At 61.0% G+C, this 18,951-nt stretch carries 16 protein-coding genes; 10 read left to right on the forward strand and 6 right to left on the reverse strand.

Features of this window, described 5'->3' with window-relative positions:
* Positions 1-164 precede the first annotated feature (164 nt).
* The 4 genes from ACQRBT_RS04350 to ACQRBT_RS04365 all read left to right on the forward strand — a co-directional run bounded on the left by ACQRBT_RS04350 (position 165) and on the right by ACQRBT_RS04365 (position 3,493).
* On the forward strand, positions 165-1,139 hold the full coding sequence (locus ACQRBT_RS04350; protein WP_244384292.1) for a 2-hydroxyacid dehydrogenase: 975 nt from the start codon (positions 165-167) through the stop codon (positions 1,137-1,139).
* Between the two features lie 111 nt (positions 1,140-1,250).
* Positions 1,251-2,153 (forward strand): chemotaxis protein, encoded by a 903-nt coding sequence (locus ACQRBT_RS04355; protein ID WP_060753894.1) that lies wholly within the window; start codon positions 1,251-1,253, stop codon positions 2,151-2,153.
* A 3-nt stretch (positions 2,154-2,156) separates the two neighbouring features.
* Positions 2,157-2,639 carry a GNAT family N-acetyltransferase gene (locus ACQRBT_RS04360; RefSeq protein WP_060753895.1) on the forward strand — a complete coding sequence of 161 codons (483 nt, stop codon included), beginning with the start codon at positions 2,157-2,159 and terminating at the stop codon, positions 2,637-2,639.
* Between the two features lie 110 nt (positions 2,640-2,749).
* A complete protein-coding gene (locus ACQRBT_RS04365) occupies positions 2,750-3,493 on the forward strand; it encodes a YkgJ family cysteine cluster protein (protein ID WP_060753896.1) in 744 nt (247 codons plus the stop codon).
* Positions 3,494-3,511: 18 nt separating this feature from the next.
* Here ACQRBT_RS04365 and ACQRBT_RS04370 read toward each other — a convergent pair whose 3' ends face one another.
* Both ACQRBT_RS04370 and ACQRBT_RS04375 read right to left on the reverse strand, forming a co-directional pair.
* Positions 3,512-4,300: a transporter substrate-binding domain-containing protein gene (locus tag ACQRBT_RS04370; protein WP_060753897.1), complete on the reverse strand. Its 789-nt coding sequence runs from the start codon at positions 4,298-4,300 to the stop codon at positions 3,512-3,514.
* Positions 4,301-4,472: 172 nt separating this feature from the next.
* Entirely contained in the window at positions 4,473-4,706 is a 234-nt protein-coding gene (locus ACQRBT_RS04375; RefSeq protein WP_060753898.1) for a hypothetical protein, read from the reverse strand.
* A 214-nt stretch (positions 4,707-4,920) separates the two neighbouring features.
* Here ACQRBT_RS04375 and ACQRBT_RS04380 point away from each other — a divergent pair, with 214 nt between their 5' ends.
* The 6 genes from ACQRBT_RS04380 to ACQRBT_RS04405 all read left to right on the forward strand — a co-directional run bounded on the left by ACQRBT_RS04380 (position 4,921) and on the right by ACQRBT_RS04405 (position 14,455).
* A complete protein-coding gene (locus ACQRBT_RS04380; protein ID WP_412047580.1) occupies positions 4,921-6,087 on the forward strand; it encodes an efflux RND transporter periplasmic adaptor subunit in 1,167 nt (388 codons plus the stop codon).
* Positions 6,084-9,179, forward strand: a complete 3,096-nt coding sequence (locus ACQRBT_RS04385; protein ID WP_104995550.1) for a multidrug efflux RND transporter permease subunit — start codon at positions 6,084-6,086, stop codon at positions 9,177-9,179. The genes ACQRBT_RS04380 and ACQRBT_RS04385 overlap by 4 nt, the downstream gene beginning before the upstream one ends.
* A gap of 30 nt (positions 9,180-9,209) precedes the next feature.
* Positions 9,210-9,902 (forward strand): heavy metal response regulator transcription factor, encoded by a 693-nt coding sequence (locus ACQRBT_RS04390; protein ID WP_060753901.1) that lies wholly within the window; start codon positions 9,210-9,212, stop codon positions 9,900-9,902.
* Positions 9,892-11,256 (forward strand): heavy metal sensor histidine kinase, encoded by a 1,365-nt coding sequence (locus ACQRBT_RS04395; RefSeq protein WP_060753902.1) that lies wholly within the window; start codon positions 9,892-9,894, stop codon positions 11,254-11,256. Before ACQRBT_RS04390 ends, ACQRBT_RS04395 begins: the two co-directional genes overlap by 11 nt.
* Positions 11,257-11,559: 303 nt before the next feature.
* Positions 11,560-12,882 (forward strand): OprD family porin, encoded by a 1,323-nt coding sequence (locus ACQRBT_RS04400; RefSeq protein WP_412047581.1) that lies wholly within the window; start codon positions 11,560-11,562, stop codon positions 12,880-12,882.
* An 85-nt stretch (positions 12,883-12,967) separates the two neighbouring features.
* Entirely contained in the window at positions 12,968-14,455 is a 1,488-nt protein-coding gene (locus ACQRBT_RS04405) for a GGDEF domain-containing protein (protein WP_060753904.1), read from the forward strand.
* A gap of 53 nt (positions 14,456-14,508) precedes the next feature.
* On the opposite strand, the gene lpxC is transcribed toward ACQRBT_RS04405, so the two are convergent.
* The 4 genes from lpxC to ACQRBT_RS04425 all read right to left on the reverse strand — a co-directional run bounded on the left by lpxC (position 14,509) and on the right by ACQRBT_RS04425 (position 18,951).
* Positions 14,509-15,420: a UDP-3-O-acyl-N-acetylglucosamine deacetylase gene (gene lpxC, locus ACQRBT_RS04410; protein WP_003171886.1), complete on the reverse strand. Its 912-nt coding sequence runs from the start codon at positions 15,418-15,420 to the stop codon at positions 14,509-14,511.
* 112 nt (positions 15,421-15,532) lie between these two features.
* Positions 15,533-16,729 carry a cell division protein FtsZ gene (gene ftsZ, locus ACQRBT_RS04415; RefSeq protein WP_161548245.1) on the reverse strand — a complete coding sequence of 399 codons (1,197 nt, stop codon included), beginning with the start codon at positions 16,727-16,729 and terminating at the stop codon, positions 15,533-15,535.
* Positions 16,730-16,803: 74 nt separating this feature from the next.
* Positions 16,804-18,066 (reverse strand): cell division protein FtsA, encoded by a 1,263-nt coding sequence (ftsA, locus tag ACQRBT_RS04420; protein ID WP_060753906.1) that lies wholly within the window; start codon positions 18,064-18,066, stop codon positions 16,804-16,806.
* Between the two features lie 15 nt (positions 18,067-18,081).
* Complete coding sequence (locus tag ACQRBT_RS04425; RefSeq protein WP_060753907.1) at positions 18,082-18,951, reverse strand: cell division protein FtsQ/DivIB; 870 nt, start codon at positions 18,949-18,951, stop codon at positions 18,082-18,084.

Below are 18,951 nucleotides of genomic sequence, written 5' to 3' on the forward strand. Positions count from 1 at the left end.
CCCCAAACCCAGGCGCCTCGGTCCTTCTGAAATACCGCGGCGTCTTTGTTGGGGCGGCGTTGCCACCCAGCGCGGGGCAAGCCCGCTCACTACAGTGGTGTTGCGTTGGGGGGATAAATGTTAGCGTGCTTGGCATTCTTCCGTAGTCGATGAGCCCGTCTGCAATGAAAAAGACTGTCCTTGCCTTCAGCCGTATCACCCCGCCCATGATCGAACGCCTGCAACAGGAGTTCGAGGTGATCGTGCCCGACCCCAAGCGCGGCGACATCAACGCTCAATTCAATGACGCCCTGCCCCATGCCCACGGCCTGATTGGCGTGGGCCGCAAGCTGGGCCGTGCGCAACTCGAAGCGGCGAGCAAGCTGGAAGTGGTATCCAGTGTCTCGGTGGGTTACGACAACTATGACCTGCCCTACTTCAACGAGCGCGGGATCATGCTCACCAATACCCCCGATGTACTCACCGAAAGCACCGCCGACCTGGCCTTCGCCCTGCTGATGAGCAGCGCGCGCCGCGTGGCCGAGCTGGATGCCTGGACCAAGGCCGGCCAGTGGAAAGCCAGCGTCGGCGCACCGTTGTTCGGCTGCGATGTGCACGGCAAGACCCTCGGTATCGTGGGCATGGGTAATATTGGCGCAGCGGTGGCCCGACGGGGTCGCCTGGGTTTCAATATGCCGATCCTGTACAGCGGCAATAGTCGCAAGACGGCGCTGGAGCAGGAGCTGGGCGCGCAGTTCCGTAGCCTGGACCAATTGCTGGCCGAAGCCGACTTCGTGTGCCTGGTGGTGCCGTTGAGCGAAAAGACCCGCCACCTGATCAGCACCCGCGAGCTGGGGCTGATGAAGTCCAGCGCGATCCTGATCAATATTTCCCGTGGGCCTGTCGTCGATGAACCGGCGCTGATCGAGGCCCTGCAAAACCGGCAAATTCGCGGTGCCGGTCTGGATGTGTATGAACAGGAGCCATTGGCCGAGTCGCCGTTGTTCCAACTGAGCAATGCCGTGACGCTGCCGCACATCGGCTCGGCGACCCATGAAACCCGCGAAGCCATGGCCAACCGTGCCTTGGATAACCTGCGCAGCGCCTTGCTGGGGCAGCGTCCGCAGGATTTGGTGAACCCACAAGTGTGGAAGGGCTGATACAGATCCAAGGTGGGGGGAGCCGGCCCGCAACAAAATCCGGTTAAAGCCTGGCTCCCCCAAGTCGATAACCTGCTACAGATCACACTCCCTGATCCACAGAAGGTTTTTATGTCCACCACCAAAGCCCGCGCAGACTCACTCTCGCTTCTGCTCTTTACCTTGCGCAGCGGCAAGCTGATGGCGATCAACCTGCTGAAAGTCAGTGAAATCATCCCCTGCCCGCCGTTGACCCGGCTGCCGGAGTCGCACCCCCACGTCAAAGGCATCGCCACCTTGCGCGGCGCTTCGCTGTCGGTGATCGACCTGAGCCGCGCCCTGGGGGAAATGCCCCTGCAAGACCCCGACGGCGGCTGCCTGATCGTCACCGATGTCAGCCGCTCCAAGCAGGGCCTGCATGTGCAGGCGGTGAGCAAGATCGTGCACTGCCTGACCACCGATATCCGCCCACCGCCCTATGGCTCCGGTGGCAACCGTGCCTTTATCACCGGGGTTACCCAGGTGGAAGGCGGGTTGGTGCAAGTGCTGGATATCGAGAAAGTCATCCACGGCATCGCCCCGGCCCCGATTGAAGCGGCGCCGACCGACCTGACCATGGAAGAAGCCGAAGTCCTAGGCCATGCCCGCATCCTGGTGGTGGATGACAGCCAGGTCGCCTTGCAACAGTCGGTACATACCCTGCGCAACCTCGGCTTGACCTGCCACACCGCCCGCAGCGCCAAGGAAGCGATTGATGTGCTGCTGGAGCTGCAAGGCACTGACGCGCAGATCAACGTGCTGGTGTCGGACATCGAGATGTCTGAAATGGACGGTTACGCCCTCACCCGCACCTTGCGCGAAACTCCGGACTTCCAGGACCTTTATGTGCTGCTGCACACCTCCCTGGACAGCGCGATGAACAGCGAGAAAGCGCGCTTGGCCGGGGCCAACGCGGTGCTGACCAAGTTCTCCTCGCCAGACCTGACCAAATGCCTGGTGGTCGCCGCCCAGAGCGTGGCGCAAAAAGGTCTGTGAGGCATGCGGGAATACTTCCAGCTGCTGCGCCGTGACCTGACGGGCAGCCTGCCCGCGCCACAGTGGCCGGCGGGTATTGAGCTGGATCATTACCGCGCCGAACTGGCCCCAGCCATTCATTCAGTCTTGCGCCTGACCCAGGCACAGGGAGGCGGTCGCGTGGCCAGCCTGGAGCAATGGCAACATCAATTCATCACGGATGCCGAGTTCGACCCGACGCTGTGCCTGGTGGCCAGTAACGCTGACGGCGTGCTCGGCGTGGCTCAATGCTGGACCAGCGCCTTTATCAAGAACCTCTCGATTCACCCCTGCGCCCAAGGTCAGGGGCTGGGGCGTGCGTTGTTGCTGCAGGCCTTTGCAATGTTCAAGCAGCGCGGCGAACCCTATGTGGACCTCAAGGTGCTGGAGAGCAACCTGCGCGCGCGGCAGCTCTATGAAAGCGCAGGCATGAGATTTGTCCTACGCGATGTAGTGATAGAGGACTGACAGGCACTGGCGTGTAACTTGCTTCAAGAGAGCCCGAATGGTGGATAGAGGTAAAAACCCGTCACCGTTCCTGCGTGCCCTCTGACCTTGCCTGGTGACAGAACTTGCCCATGAACACTCATTTTTCCTGCGTAGGTTGCGGCAAGTGCTGCACCGACCACCACGTCCCCCTGACCCTCGACGAAGCCCGGCAATGGGCGGCGGATGGCGGTAATGTGATCGTTCTTGTAGAAGGTTTCCTGGCCAGCGGCCTGGGGGTGCCGCAGCAGCAGCGCGAACACGCCGAGCGCCGTTCGGTGAGCGTGCCCAGCGGCAATACCGAGGCCTTCGTGGCAATCACCTTTGCCGCCTACAACGCCGGGCGCTGCCGGAATCTTGACGAAGACAACCGCTGCGGCATCTACGAGCGGCGCCCGCTGGTGTGTCGGATCTACCCGATGGAAATCAACCCGCATATTCCGCTGAACCCGGCGGCCAAGGATTGCCCACCGGAATCCTGGGAACAAGGGCCGGCCCTGATCGTCGGGGGTGAGCTGACGGACCCTGCGTTGGCGGAGCTGATTCGTCGCTCACGCCAGGCTGACCGTGATGATGTACAGACCAAAGAGGCGGTGTGCGCCTTACTCGGCATCCGCACCACAGCGCTGAAGGGTGACGGTTTTACGGCCTACTTACCGGACATGCACGCCTTTACCCAGGCGATCGAGCTGGCGGTTGATCAGCCGTATGCGGCCCATGAGTGGGTGTTTCATGTGTCCGGGATGGATATCGCCGAACAGGTGCTGGATGCCGGGGCACAAATCGTTACCGAAGTGCCTGCCAACTATGCATTCATCTCCTTGCGCGCCGCCTGACCATGGGGAAACGGGCGATCATGGACAGGCATGCAGCCCGTTAACAGGGTAAGAGTGCAGGATGCGTCGGTACTCGCCGTTCTGCATCAGTTGTTCGAGCGCACGGTTGAGTTCACTGCGTAACGCCGTATCGGGCTTACGCACCGCAATCGCCACGCTGTTACCCAATAGTTGCGACGAGACGACGGGGCCGAGGAAGTCGAAGCCCAGGCCGTCGGGTGTGTCGAGCAGCGCTTCACGGATTTCGACGGTACCTTGCAACGTCGCATCGATATCGCCCGCGACCAGGCTGCGAACCAGCTGGTCATTGAGCCAGAAACTCTTGATGGTCACCCCTGCCGGCGCCCACTGCGAGAGGGCAAAGGCTTCACGGTTACTTTTCACCAGGACGCCGACACGCTTGCCCTTGAGCGATCGCCGATCCGGGGTCAGACCCGATGATCTACGGGCCACCAGGCGGGTGGTGATCGGGTAGAGATCATCCGTGAAGTTCACCCACTGGCGCCGGGCCGATGTCGGCGCCATGCCCATGATCGCATCGAATTGCCGGGCTTCAAGGGCTGGGAAGTTTTCCACAACCACCTGGTCGACCCAGGTACAACGCACATTGAGCTGCACGCACAGGGCGTTGCCCAATTCGATATTCAGCCCCACCAGTTGGCCTTGCTGATTGCGGCTTTGAAACGGGGGAAAATGCGCGGCGACGGCAAAACGGATTTCGTGTCTGGGTGGATCACTGGCAGTGGCAGTGCTGAACATGACGAGCAGCAGTAATACGGCAAACGCAACACAGAGCTGTTTCAGCATCAGGGGGATATCCTTTCCGGAAAAGCCAGCCTCATCTCACCTTCGCTCCGGCAAAAACAACCGGAGCGAAGCGGATACCGTGCAAGCTTTCAAGAAAGGTCCGCGGGCCGACAATACGAAATTTCAGCTATTGCCGTAGGCAATGATCGGTATTGCCCGCGAATTTTTACTCTTAACGTTTACCCATGGAACGGCGAGTACCGGGTGGCGCCATACCTGGCGTCTTGGTATGACCGTTCTTGACACCGCCCTTGTACCAAGGCTGGCCGGCATTCTTGGCCCCGGCCAGTTCACCCGGCTTGAAAGGGAACTTGAAAGCCGGGATCTCGGCTTTTTCAACGCCGTCGGCATTGGCCGTATCAACGAGGTCGGTCGCTTCAACAGCGGGTTGGGTCGGGGAAGTCATGAAAGCTCCGGAGCGGGCGAAAAATGGAGAGGGACCGGCTTGCAGGCCACACTGGCGCGCAGTATACCTGCGGCCCTCGTATCTTTATCTATTGTCGTACGAATGGTCGGACCTTAACTGACAGCGCCGTCAGACAGCGGTCACTTTGCTGACCGGGTCGGCGAGCTATAAAGGTTCATTCATTCTTACGATCCTTTGCCCTGGCGCCTCACCTATGCAAATAAAACGAAACACGGCCCTGCTGGTGGGCGTCCTTTTGGTGCTGGCGGTTGCAGCCTGGGCATTGACCCGCCCCGCCAAGACCAAACTGGCTGCACCGGCTGCCATTCCGGTGCGTGTGGTGAGCGTTGCACAACAGGATGTCCCGCGTTTCGTCAGTGGTATCGGTTCGGTGCTGTCGCTGCACAGTGTGGTGATTCGCCCGCAAATCGACGGCATCCTGACCAGACTGCTGGTCAAGGAAGGCCAGTGGGTCAAGGCCGGCGACCTGCTGGCGACAATCGACGACCGCTCGATCCGCGCCAGCCTCGACCAGGCCAGGGCACAGTTGGGAGAAAGCCAGGCCCAGTTGCAGGTGGCGTTGGTCAACCTCAAGCGCTACAAGGCGTTGAGCGTTGACGACGGCGTATCCAAGCAGACCTACGACCAGCAACAAGCCTTGGTCAATCAGCTCAAGGCCACGGTCCAGGGGAACCAGGCCGCTATCGACTCGGCTCAGGTGCAACTTTCCTATACGCAGATACGCTCGCCAGTCAGCGGCCGCGTCGGTATTCGCACCGTGGATGAGGGTAACTTCCTGCGTATGAGTGATACCCAGGGTCTGTTCTCCGTCACGCAGATCGACCCGATTGCCGTCGAATTTTCCCTGCCACAGCAAATGCTGCCGACCCTGCAAGGCTTGATCGCCGCGCCGACCCAGGCCAACGTCGATGTCTACATGGGCGCCGACACCGACGGCCAGACCGGCGACCTGCTCGCCGAAGGCCATTTGAGCTTGATCGACAACCAGATCAACTCCACCACCGGCACCCTGCGCGCCAAAGCCGAATTCAACAACGCCGTCCAGCGCCTGTGGCCGGGGCAGCTGGTGACCCTGAAGATCCAGACCGCCGTGGACAACAATGCCTTGGTGGTACCGCCGACCGTGGTGCAACGCGGCCTGGACTCGCACTTCGTGTACCGGGTCAGCGGTGACAAGGTTGAAGTGGTGCCGGTGCAAGTGGTCTACCAGAACAGCGACCTCAACATCATCAAGGGGGTACAGGCCGGGGACGTGCTGGTCAGCGATGGTCAGTCGCGGCTCAAGGCCGGGGCGCGGGTGGAGGTGCTCAAGGAACCGCCCCAAGTGATCCAGACCGTTGCCCCTCAGGTGCAACCATGAGCGGCAGCCGTTCGCCTTCCGCGTGGTGCGTCGACCATCCGGTTGCCACCCTGCTGCTGACCTTCGCCCTGGTGTTGCTGGGGCTGATTGCCTTCCCACGCCTGGCCGTCGCCCCACTGCCGGAAGCGGAGTTTCCGACGATCCAGGTCACCGCTACCCTGCCCGGAGCCAGCCCGGACACCATGGCCTCGTCGGTCGCAACGCCCTTGGAGGTGCAATTCAGCGCCATTCCCGGCGTGACCCAGATGACCTCCAGCAGCGCCTTGGGCTCAAGCCTGCTGACCCTGCAATTCACCCTGAACAAAAGCATCGACACCGCGGCACAGGAAGTCCAGGCGGCGATCAACACCGCGTCCGGCAAACTGCCCAGGGACATGCCGAGCCTGCCGACCTGGAAAAAGGTCAACCCGGCAGACAGCCCGGTACTGATCCTCAGCGTCAGCGCCGACAGCATGCCCAGCACCGAACTGAGCGACTACGTGGAAACCCTCCTGGCCCGCCAGATCAGCCAGATCGACGGCGTCGGCCAGATCAACATCACCGGCCAGCAGCGCCCGGCGATTCGCGTGCAGGCCTCGCCGGACAAACTCGCGGCCATCGGCCTGACCCTCGCGGACGTGCGCCTGGCCATCCAGCAGTCGAGCCTGAACCTGGCCAAGGGCGCGATCTACGGGGAGAACAGCGTGTCGACACTGTCGACCAACGACCAGCTGTTTCACCCGTACGAATACGGCCAACTGATCGTTTCCTACAAGAACGGTGCACCGGTTCAACTGCGTGACATCGCCAAAGTCATCAACGGTTCGGAAAACGCCTACGTGCAGGCCTGGTCAGGCGATACGCCCGGCGTCAACCTGGTGATTTCACGCCAGCCGGGCGCCAACATCGTCGAGACCGTGGACCGCATCCAAGCCGAACTGCCGCGCCTGGAAGGCATGCTGCCGGCCTCGGTCAACGTCAGTGTGTTGAGCGACCGCACCAAGACCATCCGCGCGTCCCTGCATGAAGTCGAAGTGACGCTGTTGATCGCCATCCTGCTGGTGGTGGCGGTGATGGCGCTGTTTCTGCGCCAGTTGTCGGCGACGCTGATTGTGTCCAGCGTGCTTGGCGTGTCGCTGATCGCCAGTTTCGCGCTGATGTATGTGCTGGGCTTCAGCCTCAACAACCTCACCCTGGTGGCGATCGTGATCGCCGTCGGTTTCGTCGTGGACGACGCTATCGTGGTGGTGGAGAACATCCACCGCCATCTGGAAGCGGGCCTCGATAAACGTGAAGCGGCGATCAAGGGTTCCGGCGAGATTGGCTTTACCGTCGTGTCGATCAGCTTCTCGCTGGTGGCGGCGTTTATCCCGCTGCTGTTCATGGGCGGCGTGGTCGGACGGCTGTTCAAGGAGTTTGCGCTGACGGCCACCTCGACCATTCTGATTTCGGTGGTGGTTTCGCTGACACTGGCGCCCACCCTGGCCGCGCTGTTCATGCGTGCGCCGACCCACCACGCCTCCGATAAACCCGGCTTCAGCGAACGCCTGCTGGCCGGCTATGCGCGCAACCTGCGCCGCGCGCTGGCCCATCAACGCAGCATGGCAGCGATCTTCCTGGTGACCCTGGCCCTGGCCGTGGTCGGTTATGTGTTTATCCCCAAGGGCTTCTTCCCGGTGCAGGACACCGGTTTTGTACTGGGGACCAGCGAAGCCGCAGCCGACGTGTCTTACCCGGACATGATCGCCAAACACAAGGCCCTGGCCGAGATCATCAAGGCTGACCCCGCCGTGGAAGCGTTTTCCCATTCGGTAGGCGTGACCGGCAGCAACCAGACCATCGCCAACGGTCGCTTCTGGATCGCCTTGAAAGACCGCGGTGATCGCGATGTGTCCGCCAGCCAGTTCATCGATCGCCTGCGCCCCCAGTTGGCGAAAGTGCCGGGCATCGTGCTGTACCTGCGCGCCGGTCAGGACATCAACCTCAGCTCTGGCCCCAGCCGCGCCCAGTATCAATATGTCCTCAAGAGCAACGACGGCCCGACGCTCAACACCTGGACCCAGCGCCTCACCGAAAAACTGCGCGCCAACCCGGCGTTCCGCGACCTGTCCAACGACCTGCAACTGGGCGGCAGCATCACCCACATCAGCATCGACCGCCAGGCCGCCGCCCGCTTCGGCCTGACCGCCACCGATGTCGACCAGGCGCTGTACGACGCCTTCGGCCAGCGCCAGATCAACGAATTCCAGACCGAGATCAATCAATACCAGGTGGTACTGGAACTGGACAGCCAGCAGCGCGGCAAGGCTGAAAGCCTGAACTACTTTTACCTGCGCTCGCCGCTGACCAACGAGATGGTGCCTCTGTCGGCCCTGGCCAAGGTCGACCCACCCAGCGTCGGGCCATTGTCCATCAGCCATGACGGCATGTTCCCGGCCGCCAACCTGTCGTTCAACCTGGCGCCCGGCGTCGCACTGGGGGATGCGGTGATCATGCTCAACCAGGCCAAGAATGAAATCGGCATGCCCGCAACCTTGATCGGGACGTTCCAGGGCGCGGCCCAGGCGTTCCAGAGTTCGCTGGCCAGCCAACCCTGGCTGATCCTCGCGGCGCTGGTGGCGGTCTACATTATCCTGGGGGTGCTGTATGAGAGCTTCGTGCACCCGTTGACGATCATCTCCACCTTGCCCTCGGCGGGCCTGGGCGCGCTGATCATGCTGTGGCTGCTGGGCCAGGATTTTTCGATCATGGCGTTGATCGGCCTGGTGTTGCTGATCGGTATCGTCAAGAAAAACGGCATCCTGATGATCGACTTCGCCCTGGAAGCCCAGCGCGTGCGCGGGCTGGCACCGCAAGAGGCGATTTATGAAGCGTGCGTCACGCGGTTCCGGCCGATCATCATGACGACCCTGGCCGCATTGCTCGGCGCGGTGCCGTTGATGCTGGGTTCCGGCCCGGGTGCGGAGCTGCGCCAACCGCTGGGCATTGCCGTGGTGGGTGGCCTGCTGGTGAGCCAGGCGCTGACGCTGTTCACCACGCCGGTCATATACTTGTACCTTGAGAAGATCTTCCACCGGCCCAAGCCAGCGCTTGAGCTGGCGACCCCACATTGAGGCTGAGGCCCGTCCTGGAGCAAACGGCTCATGCGCGTTCTGATTGTTGAAGATGAAGAGAAAACCGCGGACTATCTGCACCGTGGCTTGACCGAGCAAGGCTACACCGTCGATGTGGCACGCGAAGGTGTCGAGGGTTTGCACCTGGCGCTGGAAAATGACTACGCAGTGATCGTGCTCGATGTGATGCTGCCCGGCCTCGACGGCTTCGGCGTGTTGCGCGCATTGCGCGCGCGCAAGCAGACGCCGGTGATCATGCTCACCGCCCGCGAGCGCGTGGAGGACCGTATTCGTGGCCTGCGCGAAGGCGCCGATGACTATTTGGGCAAACCGTTTTCGTTCCTGGAACTGGTGGCGCGCCTGCAAGCGTTGACCCGCCGCAGTGGCGGGCATGAGCCGGTGCAGGTCACCGTCGCCGACCTGTGGATCGACCTGATCAGCCGCAAGGCCAGCCGTAATGGCGTGCGCCTGGACCTGACGGCGAAAGAGTTCTCGCTGCTCAGTGTATTGGCGCGACGCCAGGGGGAAATCCTCTCCAAGACCGCTATTGCTGAAATGGTCTGGGATATCAACTTCGACAGTGACGCCAATGTGGTGGAGGTCGCCATCAAGCGCCTGCGCGCCAAGCTCGACGGGCCGTTCGAGGAGAAACTGCTGCACACCATTCGCGGCATGGGTTATGTACTGGAAAGCCGTGTGCTGGAGAACCCAAGTGGCCGCTAACTCGATCGCCCTGCGCCTGAGCGGCATGTTCACCCTGGTCGCGCTGCTGATCTTCGTGCTGATCGGCGGCGCGCTGTACCAGCAAGTGGACCGTGGCCTGGGCTTGCTGCCCGGCGCCGAGCTGGATGCCCGCTACAGCGTGCTGGAGTCTTCGGTGACACGCTTCGGTACGCCGGAGCACTGGGCGAAGATCACCGCCAAACTCAAGCTGCTGGGTGAGGAAGACAAACGCATCCGATTTTGGGTGGTCAGCAGCGACTCTCAGTATGAATACGGTGAGCCGGATGCACGGATTCGCGCCTTCGCCGCCGGCCCCACCGGCAAGCGCGACCTGCGTCTGCCGGGGCATGAATATCCGTTCAAAGTGCTGGTGAGCCAGTTTCCGGCCAAAGAACAACGCCCGCCCTTGCGCTTCCTGATTGCCATCGATACCGAGAACTTCCGCGCCACCCAGCACCAACTGTTGATGGCCCTGATCGGCCTGGCCTTTGTCGGTGTAGTGCTGGCGGCTCTGCTGGGATTCTGGGTCTCGCGCATCGGGCTCAAGCCCTTGGGCAAGCTCTCGGACGAAGCGCAGAAGCTTGCGCCACCCAAACTCTCCGGGCGGCTGCAGTTGTCGCCGCTGCCGCCGGAACTGAGCCAGTTCGTCAACTCGTTCAACTCCACCCTGGACCGGGTGGAACAAGCCTACTCACGCCTGGAATCGTTCAACGCCGACGTGGCGCACGAGCTGCGTTCGCCGCTGACCAACCTGATCGGCCAGACCCAGGTCGCGCTGACACGGGGGCGCTCGGCGGAGCATTACTTCGAGGTACTGCAATCGAACCTTGAAGAGCTGGAACGCCTGCGTTCAATCATCAATGACATGCTGTTCCTGGCCAGCGCCGATCAGGGCAGCAAGGCGACCAAGCTGATTGAAAGCTCACTGGCCGATGAGGTGGCCACCACCCTCGATTACCTGGACTTCATCCTCGAAGATGCCCAGGTCAAAGTGCAGGTACGTGGCGACGCCTTGGTCCATATCGAAAAGGCCCACCTGCGCCGTGCGCTGATCAACCTGCTGAGCAATGCCGTGCAGCACACCGCGCCGGGGCAGGTCATCGACGTGATCATTGAACAGCAGGCGCATCAGGTGACGATCGGCGTGACCAACCCTGGCGACGAGATTGCCGGCGAGCATTTGCCCCGCTTGTTCGAACGTTTCTATCGGGTGGATGCGTCGCGCAGCAACAGCGGAGCGAACCACGGATTGGGGCTGGCCATCGTCAAGGCGATTGCGCTGATGCATGGAGGGGATGTGTTTGTACGCAGTGAGGGTGGCGGCAACACCTTTGGCATCACCCTGCCAATCTGAATCCCCCTCCCACACTTGAAACAAAACGCACCATCCATTCCAAACTGTTGCGATTTTGGCAACAGTCATTATCTTGTTACACTCTGTATCGCACCGCTCACCTGCGTTATTTTGACGCATCGATGAGCGCGATGGCAAAGACAGCTTCCCGCTCACCCGAATTTCCCTCGACTTATTTCCAGGGCTCTACACTGGGAATTCGTCTTAAAGCCGCTGACTTCAGCGGCTTTTTTTTGCCGTAAAAAAAGGCCAGGCATCCCCTACGACATTGGCCGTCAATGATTGACCAAAGGAGCTTCACTGGTGAAAACCTCGCTGACATTCACCCCGTTATTTGTCGCTATTGCAGCAACGATCACCTCTCTCGCCCACGCCGCCGACCCGACCTCCGCCGACGGTTTCGTCGAAGGCTCGCACCTCAACATCAACACCCGCAACTACTACATGAACCGCGACCGTCGCGACATTCACACCGATGACAGCAAGGAGTGGGGCCAGGGTTTTATCGGCACCTTCGAGTCCGGTTACACCCAAGGCACAGTCGGATTCGGCCTGGACCTCAATGCCATGCTCGGCCTCAAGCTTGACGGTGGTGGTGGCACCGACGGTTCCAGCATCCTTCCTTATGGCAGCGGCAACGGCAAAGCCCCCGGCTCGTTTTCCACCGCCGGCGGCACCTTGAAAATGCGCGCTTTCGATACCGAGCTGAAAGCCGGTGACCTGTTGCTCAACAACCCGGTAATCGCTGGCGGCATGACCCGCATGTTGCCGCAGACCTTCCGCGGCGTGAGCCTGGCCAACCACAGTTTCGACGGTTGGATGATCGAAGGCGGCCAGGCCAGTTTCACCAAGCTCTACAACCAGAGCGGCCACCGCCGTATCGGCACCAGCTACGGCACCCTGCCGGACCACACCGACAGCCGGCACCTGAACTGGGCCGGCGTATCGTTCAGCGGTGTTGCGGGCCTGACCAGCAATCTATACGCCTCCGAACTCAAGGACATCTGGCATCAGTACTACTACGACCTGGACTACACCTACACGCTGAACGACCTGGTCAGTCTCAACCCTGGCCTGCACTACTATCACACCCAGGACACCGGGCAATCGTTGCTCGGCAGCATCGACAACAACACCTACAGCCTGCACCTGACCGTAGGCATCGGCCATCACAGCGTCACCGCCGCCTACCAACGGGTCAACGGCAACACGCCATTCGACTACATCACCCAAGGCGACAGCATTTACCTGGATAACTCCCAGCAATACTCGGACTTCAACGGACCTGGCGAGCGCTCGTGGAAGCTCAAGTACGCTTATGATTTTGCCGGCCTCGGCCTGCCTGGCCTGACCTCAGCCGTCTCGTACATCAGCGGCAAGACCGACCTGACCAAGGTCGACCCCAACAGCCGTGGCTACAGCGCCTGGTATAGCGCCGACGGTAAGGACGCCAAGCACTGGGAACGCGACATCGACCTCAAATACGTGGTGCAGGGCGGCAAGGCCAAGAACCTGGCCGTGCGCCTGCAATGGGCGACCAACCGCGGGGGCAATGGCTACTCGGCGGTAGACCGGGATGTGGATGAATACCGCGTGATCGTGGACTACCCGATCAACGTGTTCTGATCAAAAAACTTTTCTTATTAACCAATGATTTAATTTTCATCGTGCAGAACTAAACTGCCAGTATCTTCCTGTTGAAGTCTGCGCGATGAGCCAACCCCGCACTCGTAAACTGCCCGTTCGTTCGGAACTGTTGCTGCTTTTGGGCAGCAGCCTGACCGTAATCCTGATCGTGGTGATCGTCACGGCGCTGCTGAGCCGTGAACACGCCAGCACCCTGCAGGCGGCCAAGCGCATGACCACCAACATCGCCCAGCTGATCAACGCCGATGTGCTGCGCAACGTCGAACTCTACGATCTGGCATTGCAGGGTCTGATCGCGGCCACCTCGTACAAGGACTTGACGTCGGTGCCTGCGGACATCCGGCACCTGGTGCAGTTTGATCAATCCAACGCGGCGCCCTTCAAAGGCGAAGTACTGCTACTGGATGCCAATGGTGCGGTGATTGCCGACTCCTCGACCCTGCATCCGACACGGCGCAACTTTGCTGATCGCGACTACTTCCTGGTGCAGCAACAGAACCCCGACGCCGGGCTGTTTATCAGCCGCCCGTTCAAGATCCACTGCGACTGCGAGCAAGTGTGGCGTATCGCATTCAGCCGCCGCGTATCCGGGCCCAATGGCGAATTTGCCGGGGTGGCGGTGGCGACCATGCGCCTGGCGTATTTCGATCAATTGTTCAATCGCCTCGCCATCGGCAGTGGCAGCTCCGTGAATCTGCTGAGCAGCCGCGGCATTCTCCTGGCCCAGCAGCCGTTGCTGGAACGCGACATGATCGACAAAGACCTGAGTGATCGCCCCAACTTCAAGCGCATGCTGCGCGAAGGCGAAGGCAGCTTCCAGGCAGTCTCTACCCTCACCGGGATAGAGCGCCTATATACATTCACCAACGTGGGCGACCTGCCGCTGATCGTGGTGGTGGCCCTGTCCAGCGAGGATGTGTTCGCCCCCTGGAAACGTGCCGCGTTGCTGACCAGTGGTGCCACCGGTGTACTGTGCATCGGTTTGTTATGGCTGACCTGGATGCTGCGTCGCGAACTGCGCCGCCGCTATCGAGCCGAACAAGTGCTGTCGGAGTTGGCCGCCACCGACGCCCTGACCGGCCTGGCCAACCGCCGTGTGCTCGACCAACGCCTGCAACTGGAATGGGACCGCGCACAACGCTCGACCGAGCCGCTGACGCTGCTGATGATCGATGTCGATCACTTCAAGGCATTCAACGACCGCCACGGCCATCACGGTGGCGACGAGGCACTGCGCACGGTTGCCCAGGTAATCAGCGACAACATCCGGCGCCCGGCAGACCTGGCCGCGCGCTACGGTGGAGAAGAGTTTGCGGTGGTGCTGCCGCACACCGACGTCAAAGGCGCCTGGGTGATCGCCGAACATATCCGCAGCAGTGTCGAACACTTGCCACTGGTGCCCGGCGCCGAGCAGCCGATTACCGTGAGCATCGGCATGAGCACCTGGGACAAACACAGCCACATGTCCCTGGAGACGTTATTGCTCAGTGCGGATCAGGCGTTGTATGAGGCCAAGTACTCGGGCCGTAACCGGATAGCAATGAGCGAATAAAAAAAAGGCCACCCGAAGGTGGCCTTTCAAAACTAAAGAAAGAGAGTTGTTACTTACACCGCCGCAACGGGACGCATGTAAGAGATCGGTGCGGTGCTGGCATCTTCGAAGGTCACGACTTCCCAAGCGTCTGTCTGCTCAATCAACTTGCGCAGCAGCTGGTTGTTAAGGGCGTGGCCCGACTTGAAGCCTTTGAACTCACCTATCAGGCTGTTGCCCAGCAGGTAGAGGTCACCGATTGCATCGAGGATCTTGTGCTTCACGAATTCGTCTTCATAGCGAAGGCCGTCTTCGTTCAGTACACCATCCGCGTCGACCACAATGGCGTTTTCAACGCTACCGCCGAGTGCGAGGTTGTGCTTGCGCAGGTACTCGATGTCACTCATGAAACCAAAGGTACGCGCGCGGCTGACTTCTTTTACGAACGAAGTACTGGAAAAATCCACGCTTGCACTTTGGGTGCGGTCACGGAATACGGGGTGATCGAAATCGATCTCAAAGCTCACTTTAAAGCCTTCGAACGGGACGAAGGTGGCGCGCTTGTCGCCGTCTTCTACTGTCACTTCCCGCAGAATACGAATGAACTTCTTGGCTGCGTCCTGTTCTTCCAGGCCGGCAGATTGAATCAAGAATACGAAGGGTCCAGCGCTGCCATCCATGATCGGGACTTCGGACGCGGAGAGCTCGACGTAGGCGTTATCGATGCCCAGGCCAGCCATGGCCGAGAGCAAGTGCTCCACCGTATCCACTTTGACGTCACCGTTGACCAATGTGGTCGACATAGTGGTTTCGCCAACGTTTTCCGCGCGAGCAGGAATCTGCACCACAGGGTCCAGGTCGGCACGAACAAACACGATGCCGGTGTCGACAGGTGCAGGTTTGAGGGTCAGGTATACCTTCTCCCCGGAGTGCAGACCTACACCTGTTGCACGGATAATATTCTTCAGGGTGCGTTGTTTAATCATGGATTGGACCGCTTCAGCGCAAATTGCGAACTGGTATCAACAAAGGCTGGCGATAATACCAGACCAGACCTTTGCTGAACACCAATCACCTTCATAGCCCTGATACATTCCATTAATCGGCCTGACGACGCAAGAATGCCGGGATGTCCAGGTAGTCCAGATCATCTTGCGGATTCAGGCTACGGGACGCCGCAGCACCGGCCTGGGCCTGGTTGCGCATCACGGTCGGACGGTCCAGATCACGGTAGTTCACCGACGGCTGCTCCTGACGCGCGGGCGCTGGAGCCGCAGCTGGCTGGCTCGCCTGGCTGTTGTGCAGGGTGTTGTCGATGACCTTCACAGGCTTCTCGATTTTTGCACCCAGGCCGGTAGCAACCACGGTCACGTGCAGCTCATCACGCATGTCCGGATCGATAACGGTGCCGACCTTGACCATGGCGTGCTCGGAAGCGAAGGCTTCGATGATGCTACCCACGTCGGAGTATTCGCCCAGGGACAGGTCAGGACCTGCGGTGATGTTCACCAGAATGCCGCGCGCGCCTTGCAGGTTCACGTCTTCCAGCAACGGGTTGCGGATGGCCGCTTCAGTGGCTTCACGTGCACGGTTCGGACCGCTGGCGCAGCCAGTGCCCATCATCGCCATGCCCATTTCGCTCATCACGGTACGCACGTCGGCAAAGTCGACGTTGATCATGCCTGGGCGCTTGATGATGTCGGAGATACCGCGGACGGCACCGGCCAGTACATCGTCAGCCTTGGCGAAAGCCGACAGCAGGCTGGCGTCTTTACCCAGGATAGTCAGCAGCTTCTCGTTGGGAATGGTGATCAACGAGTCGACGCTTTCAGACAGCAGACGGATACCTTCGTCGGCGATCTGCATGCGCTTGCGGCCTTCGAACGGGAACGGACGGGTCACCACAGCGACGGTCAGAATGCCCATTTCCTTGGCCACTTCGGCAATGATCGGCGCAGCACCGGTACCGGTACCGCCGCCCATGCCAGTGGTGATGAACACCATGTTGGTGCCTTGCAGTACTTCGGCAATACGCTCGCGGTCTTCCAGAGCGGCTTGACGGCCGACTTCCGGGTTGGCGCCAGCGCCGAGGCCCTTGGTCACGGCTGTGCCCAATTGCAGGATGGTCCGCGCACCGATACTTTTCAGCGCTTGGGCATCAGTGTTGGCGCAAATGAACTCAACGCCTTCAATGTTGCTCTTGACCATATGGTTGACAGCGTTGCCGCCGCCACCGCCGACACCGATCACTTTGATGACCGGGCTAGCGGGGATGTTGTCTACGAGTTCGAACATGTTCCCTCTCCTCTCATTTTCTCTAGTTTTTTCGCCTACTGCTTGGAACGGTGTTGCGGTGTTGCGGTAAATCGTTAGAAGTTGCCTTGCACCCAGCTTTTGATCCGGTCCAGCAACGGCGCTTTCTCATCGTCGTCGCTGCGGTAGCTGTCACGAATGCTCGGGCCCGACAGGGAAATGCCGTCGGTCTGCTTTTGCAGCCCGTACAACAGCAAGCCCACGCCAGTGGAATAAATCGGGTTGCGCACCACGTCGCCCAGGCCCTTCACGCCATGGGGCACGCCCAGGCGCACCGGCATGTGGAAGATTTCCTCGGCCAGTTCGACCGCGCCTTCCATTTTCGAGGTACCACCGGTCAGCACGATGCCGGCCGGGATCAGATCTTCGTAGCCACTGCGGCGCAGTTCCGCCTGGATCAGGGTGAACAGTTCGTCGTAGCGTGGCTCGACCACTTCGGCCAGGGCCTGGCGCGACAGTTCGCGCGGTGGGCGGTCGCCTACGCTTGGAACCTTGATGGTTTCACCGGCACCGGCCAGCTTGGCCAGGGCACAGGCGTAGCGAATCTTGATTTCTTCGGCGTACTGGGTCGGTGTCCGCAACGCCATGGCGATGTCGTTGGTCACCTGGTCGCCCGCAATCGGGATCACGGCGGTGTGACGGATCGCGCCTTCGGTGAAGATCGCGATGTCGGTGGTGCCGCCACCGATGTCCACCAGGCACACGCCCAGTTCTTTTTCGTCGTCGGTCAGTACCGAGTAGGCCGAAGCCAGTTGCTCGAGAATGATGTCGTCGATTTCCAGGCCGCAGCGGCGCACGCATTTTTCAATGTTCTGCGCGGCGTTGACGGCGCAGGTCACCACGTGGACCTTGGCCTCCAGACGTACGCCCGACATGCCCAGGGGCTCGCGAACACCTTCCTGGTTGTCGATCACATAGTCCTGCGGCAGGGTGTGCAGGACGCGCTGGTCAGCCGGGATGGCCACGGCCTGGGCGGCGTCGAGGACGCGCTCGAGGTCGGCCGAACTGACTTCGCGGTCGCGGATCGCCACGATGCCGTGGGAGTTCAAGCTGCGGATGTGGTTACCGGCAACGCCGACGAACGCCGAGTGAATCCGGCAACCGGCCATCAGCTGCGCTTCTTCGATGGCGCGCTGGATCGATTGCACGGTGGACTCGATGTTGACCACCACGCCCTTCTTGAGGCCCCGGGACGGATGCGTGCCAATACCGACGATTTCGATCGTGCCGTCTTCCCCGACCTCGCCCACCAGCGCCACCACCTTGGAGGTGCCGATATCGAGACCGACGATCATTTTGCCGCTTTGCACGTTTGCCATGGGTCCTGCCTCTTCTTAATTCTTCGCGACAGCGGGTTGTGCTGCCGTGGGCGCAGCCGGTGTACGCCAGCCGACGGCCAGGCCGTTGGCGTAACGCAGGTCGACGCTCGCAATGTTCGTAATCTGTTCTTTCAAGGTTTTGTCATAGATGGCAATAAAGCGGCGCATCTTCTCCACCAAGCGGTCGCGTCCCAGCAACAACTCGATGCCCGGGCCGGAACTGCCTGCCCCGGTCGTCAAAAACCAGCTGCCCCGCTCACGCAATTCCAGGCGTGCAATGGAGAAGCCCAGCGGCCGCAGCATCTGGCTCAACGCCTGGTACTGCTGCATCACTTGCTGTTGCGCCCGCTGCGGCCCGAACAGCTGCGGCAGGTGCTCATAGTTGGCCACTTCACGAGGCGCAAACGCCTGCCCCTGGTTGTTCAGCAACGCGCCATCGCCCCAACGGGCCACGGGCAGTTGCTCTTCCAGGCGGATCGTCACCTGGTCCGGCCATACACGGCGGACTTCGGCGTGGGCGATCCACGGCATCTGTTCCAGCTCCGAGCGCATACCGGCCAGGTCGATGGTGAAGAAGCTCGCCGCCAGGTACGGGCCGATGCGCTGCTGCACCGCCTGCTGGCTGATGTAGCTCAAGTCGCCCTGCACACTGACCTTGGTAATCGGTCGGTCGGCATACGGCAGCAGACGCTGGGCGCCCTCGTAGGTGCCGAAACCCAACGCCACCAGCAACACCGGCCAGAACAGCGCCTTGAGGAAGCCAAAGTTGGCCTTGGGCAAGCGCACCGACATCGGCTCTTTAGCCACCATTCGGCTGGCACCCCGCGGCACCGGCTTGCGGCTCGGTACGGGTGGGGGCTGATGACGAAGCGATGCGCCGTTCAT

Source organism: Pseudomonas sp. R19M (genome assembly GCF_050312585.1).
Lineage (GTDB): Bacteria > Pseudomonadota > Gammaproteobacteria > Pseudomonadales > Pseudomonadaceae > Aquipseudomonas > Aquipseudomonas palleroniana.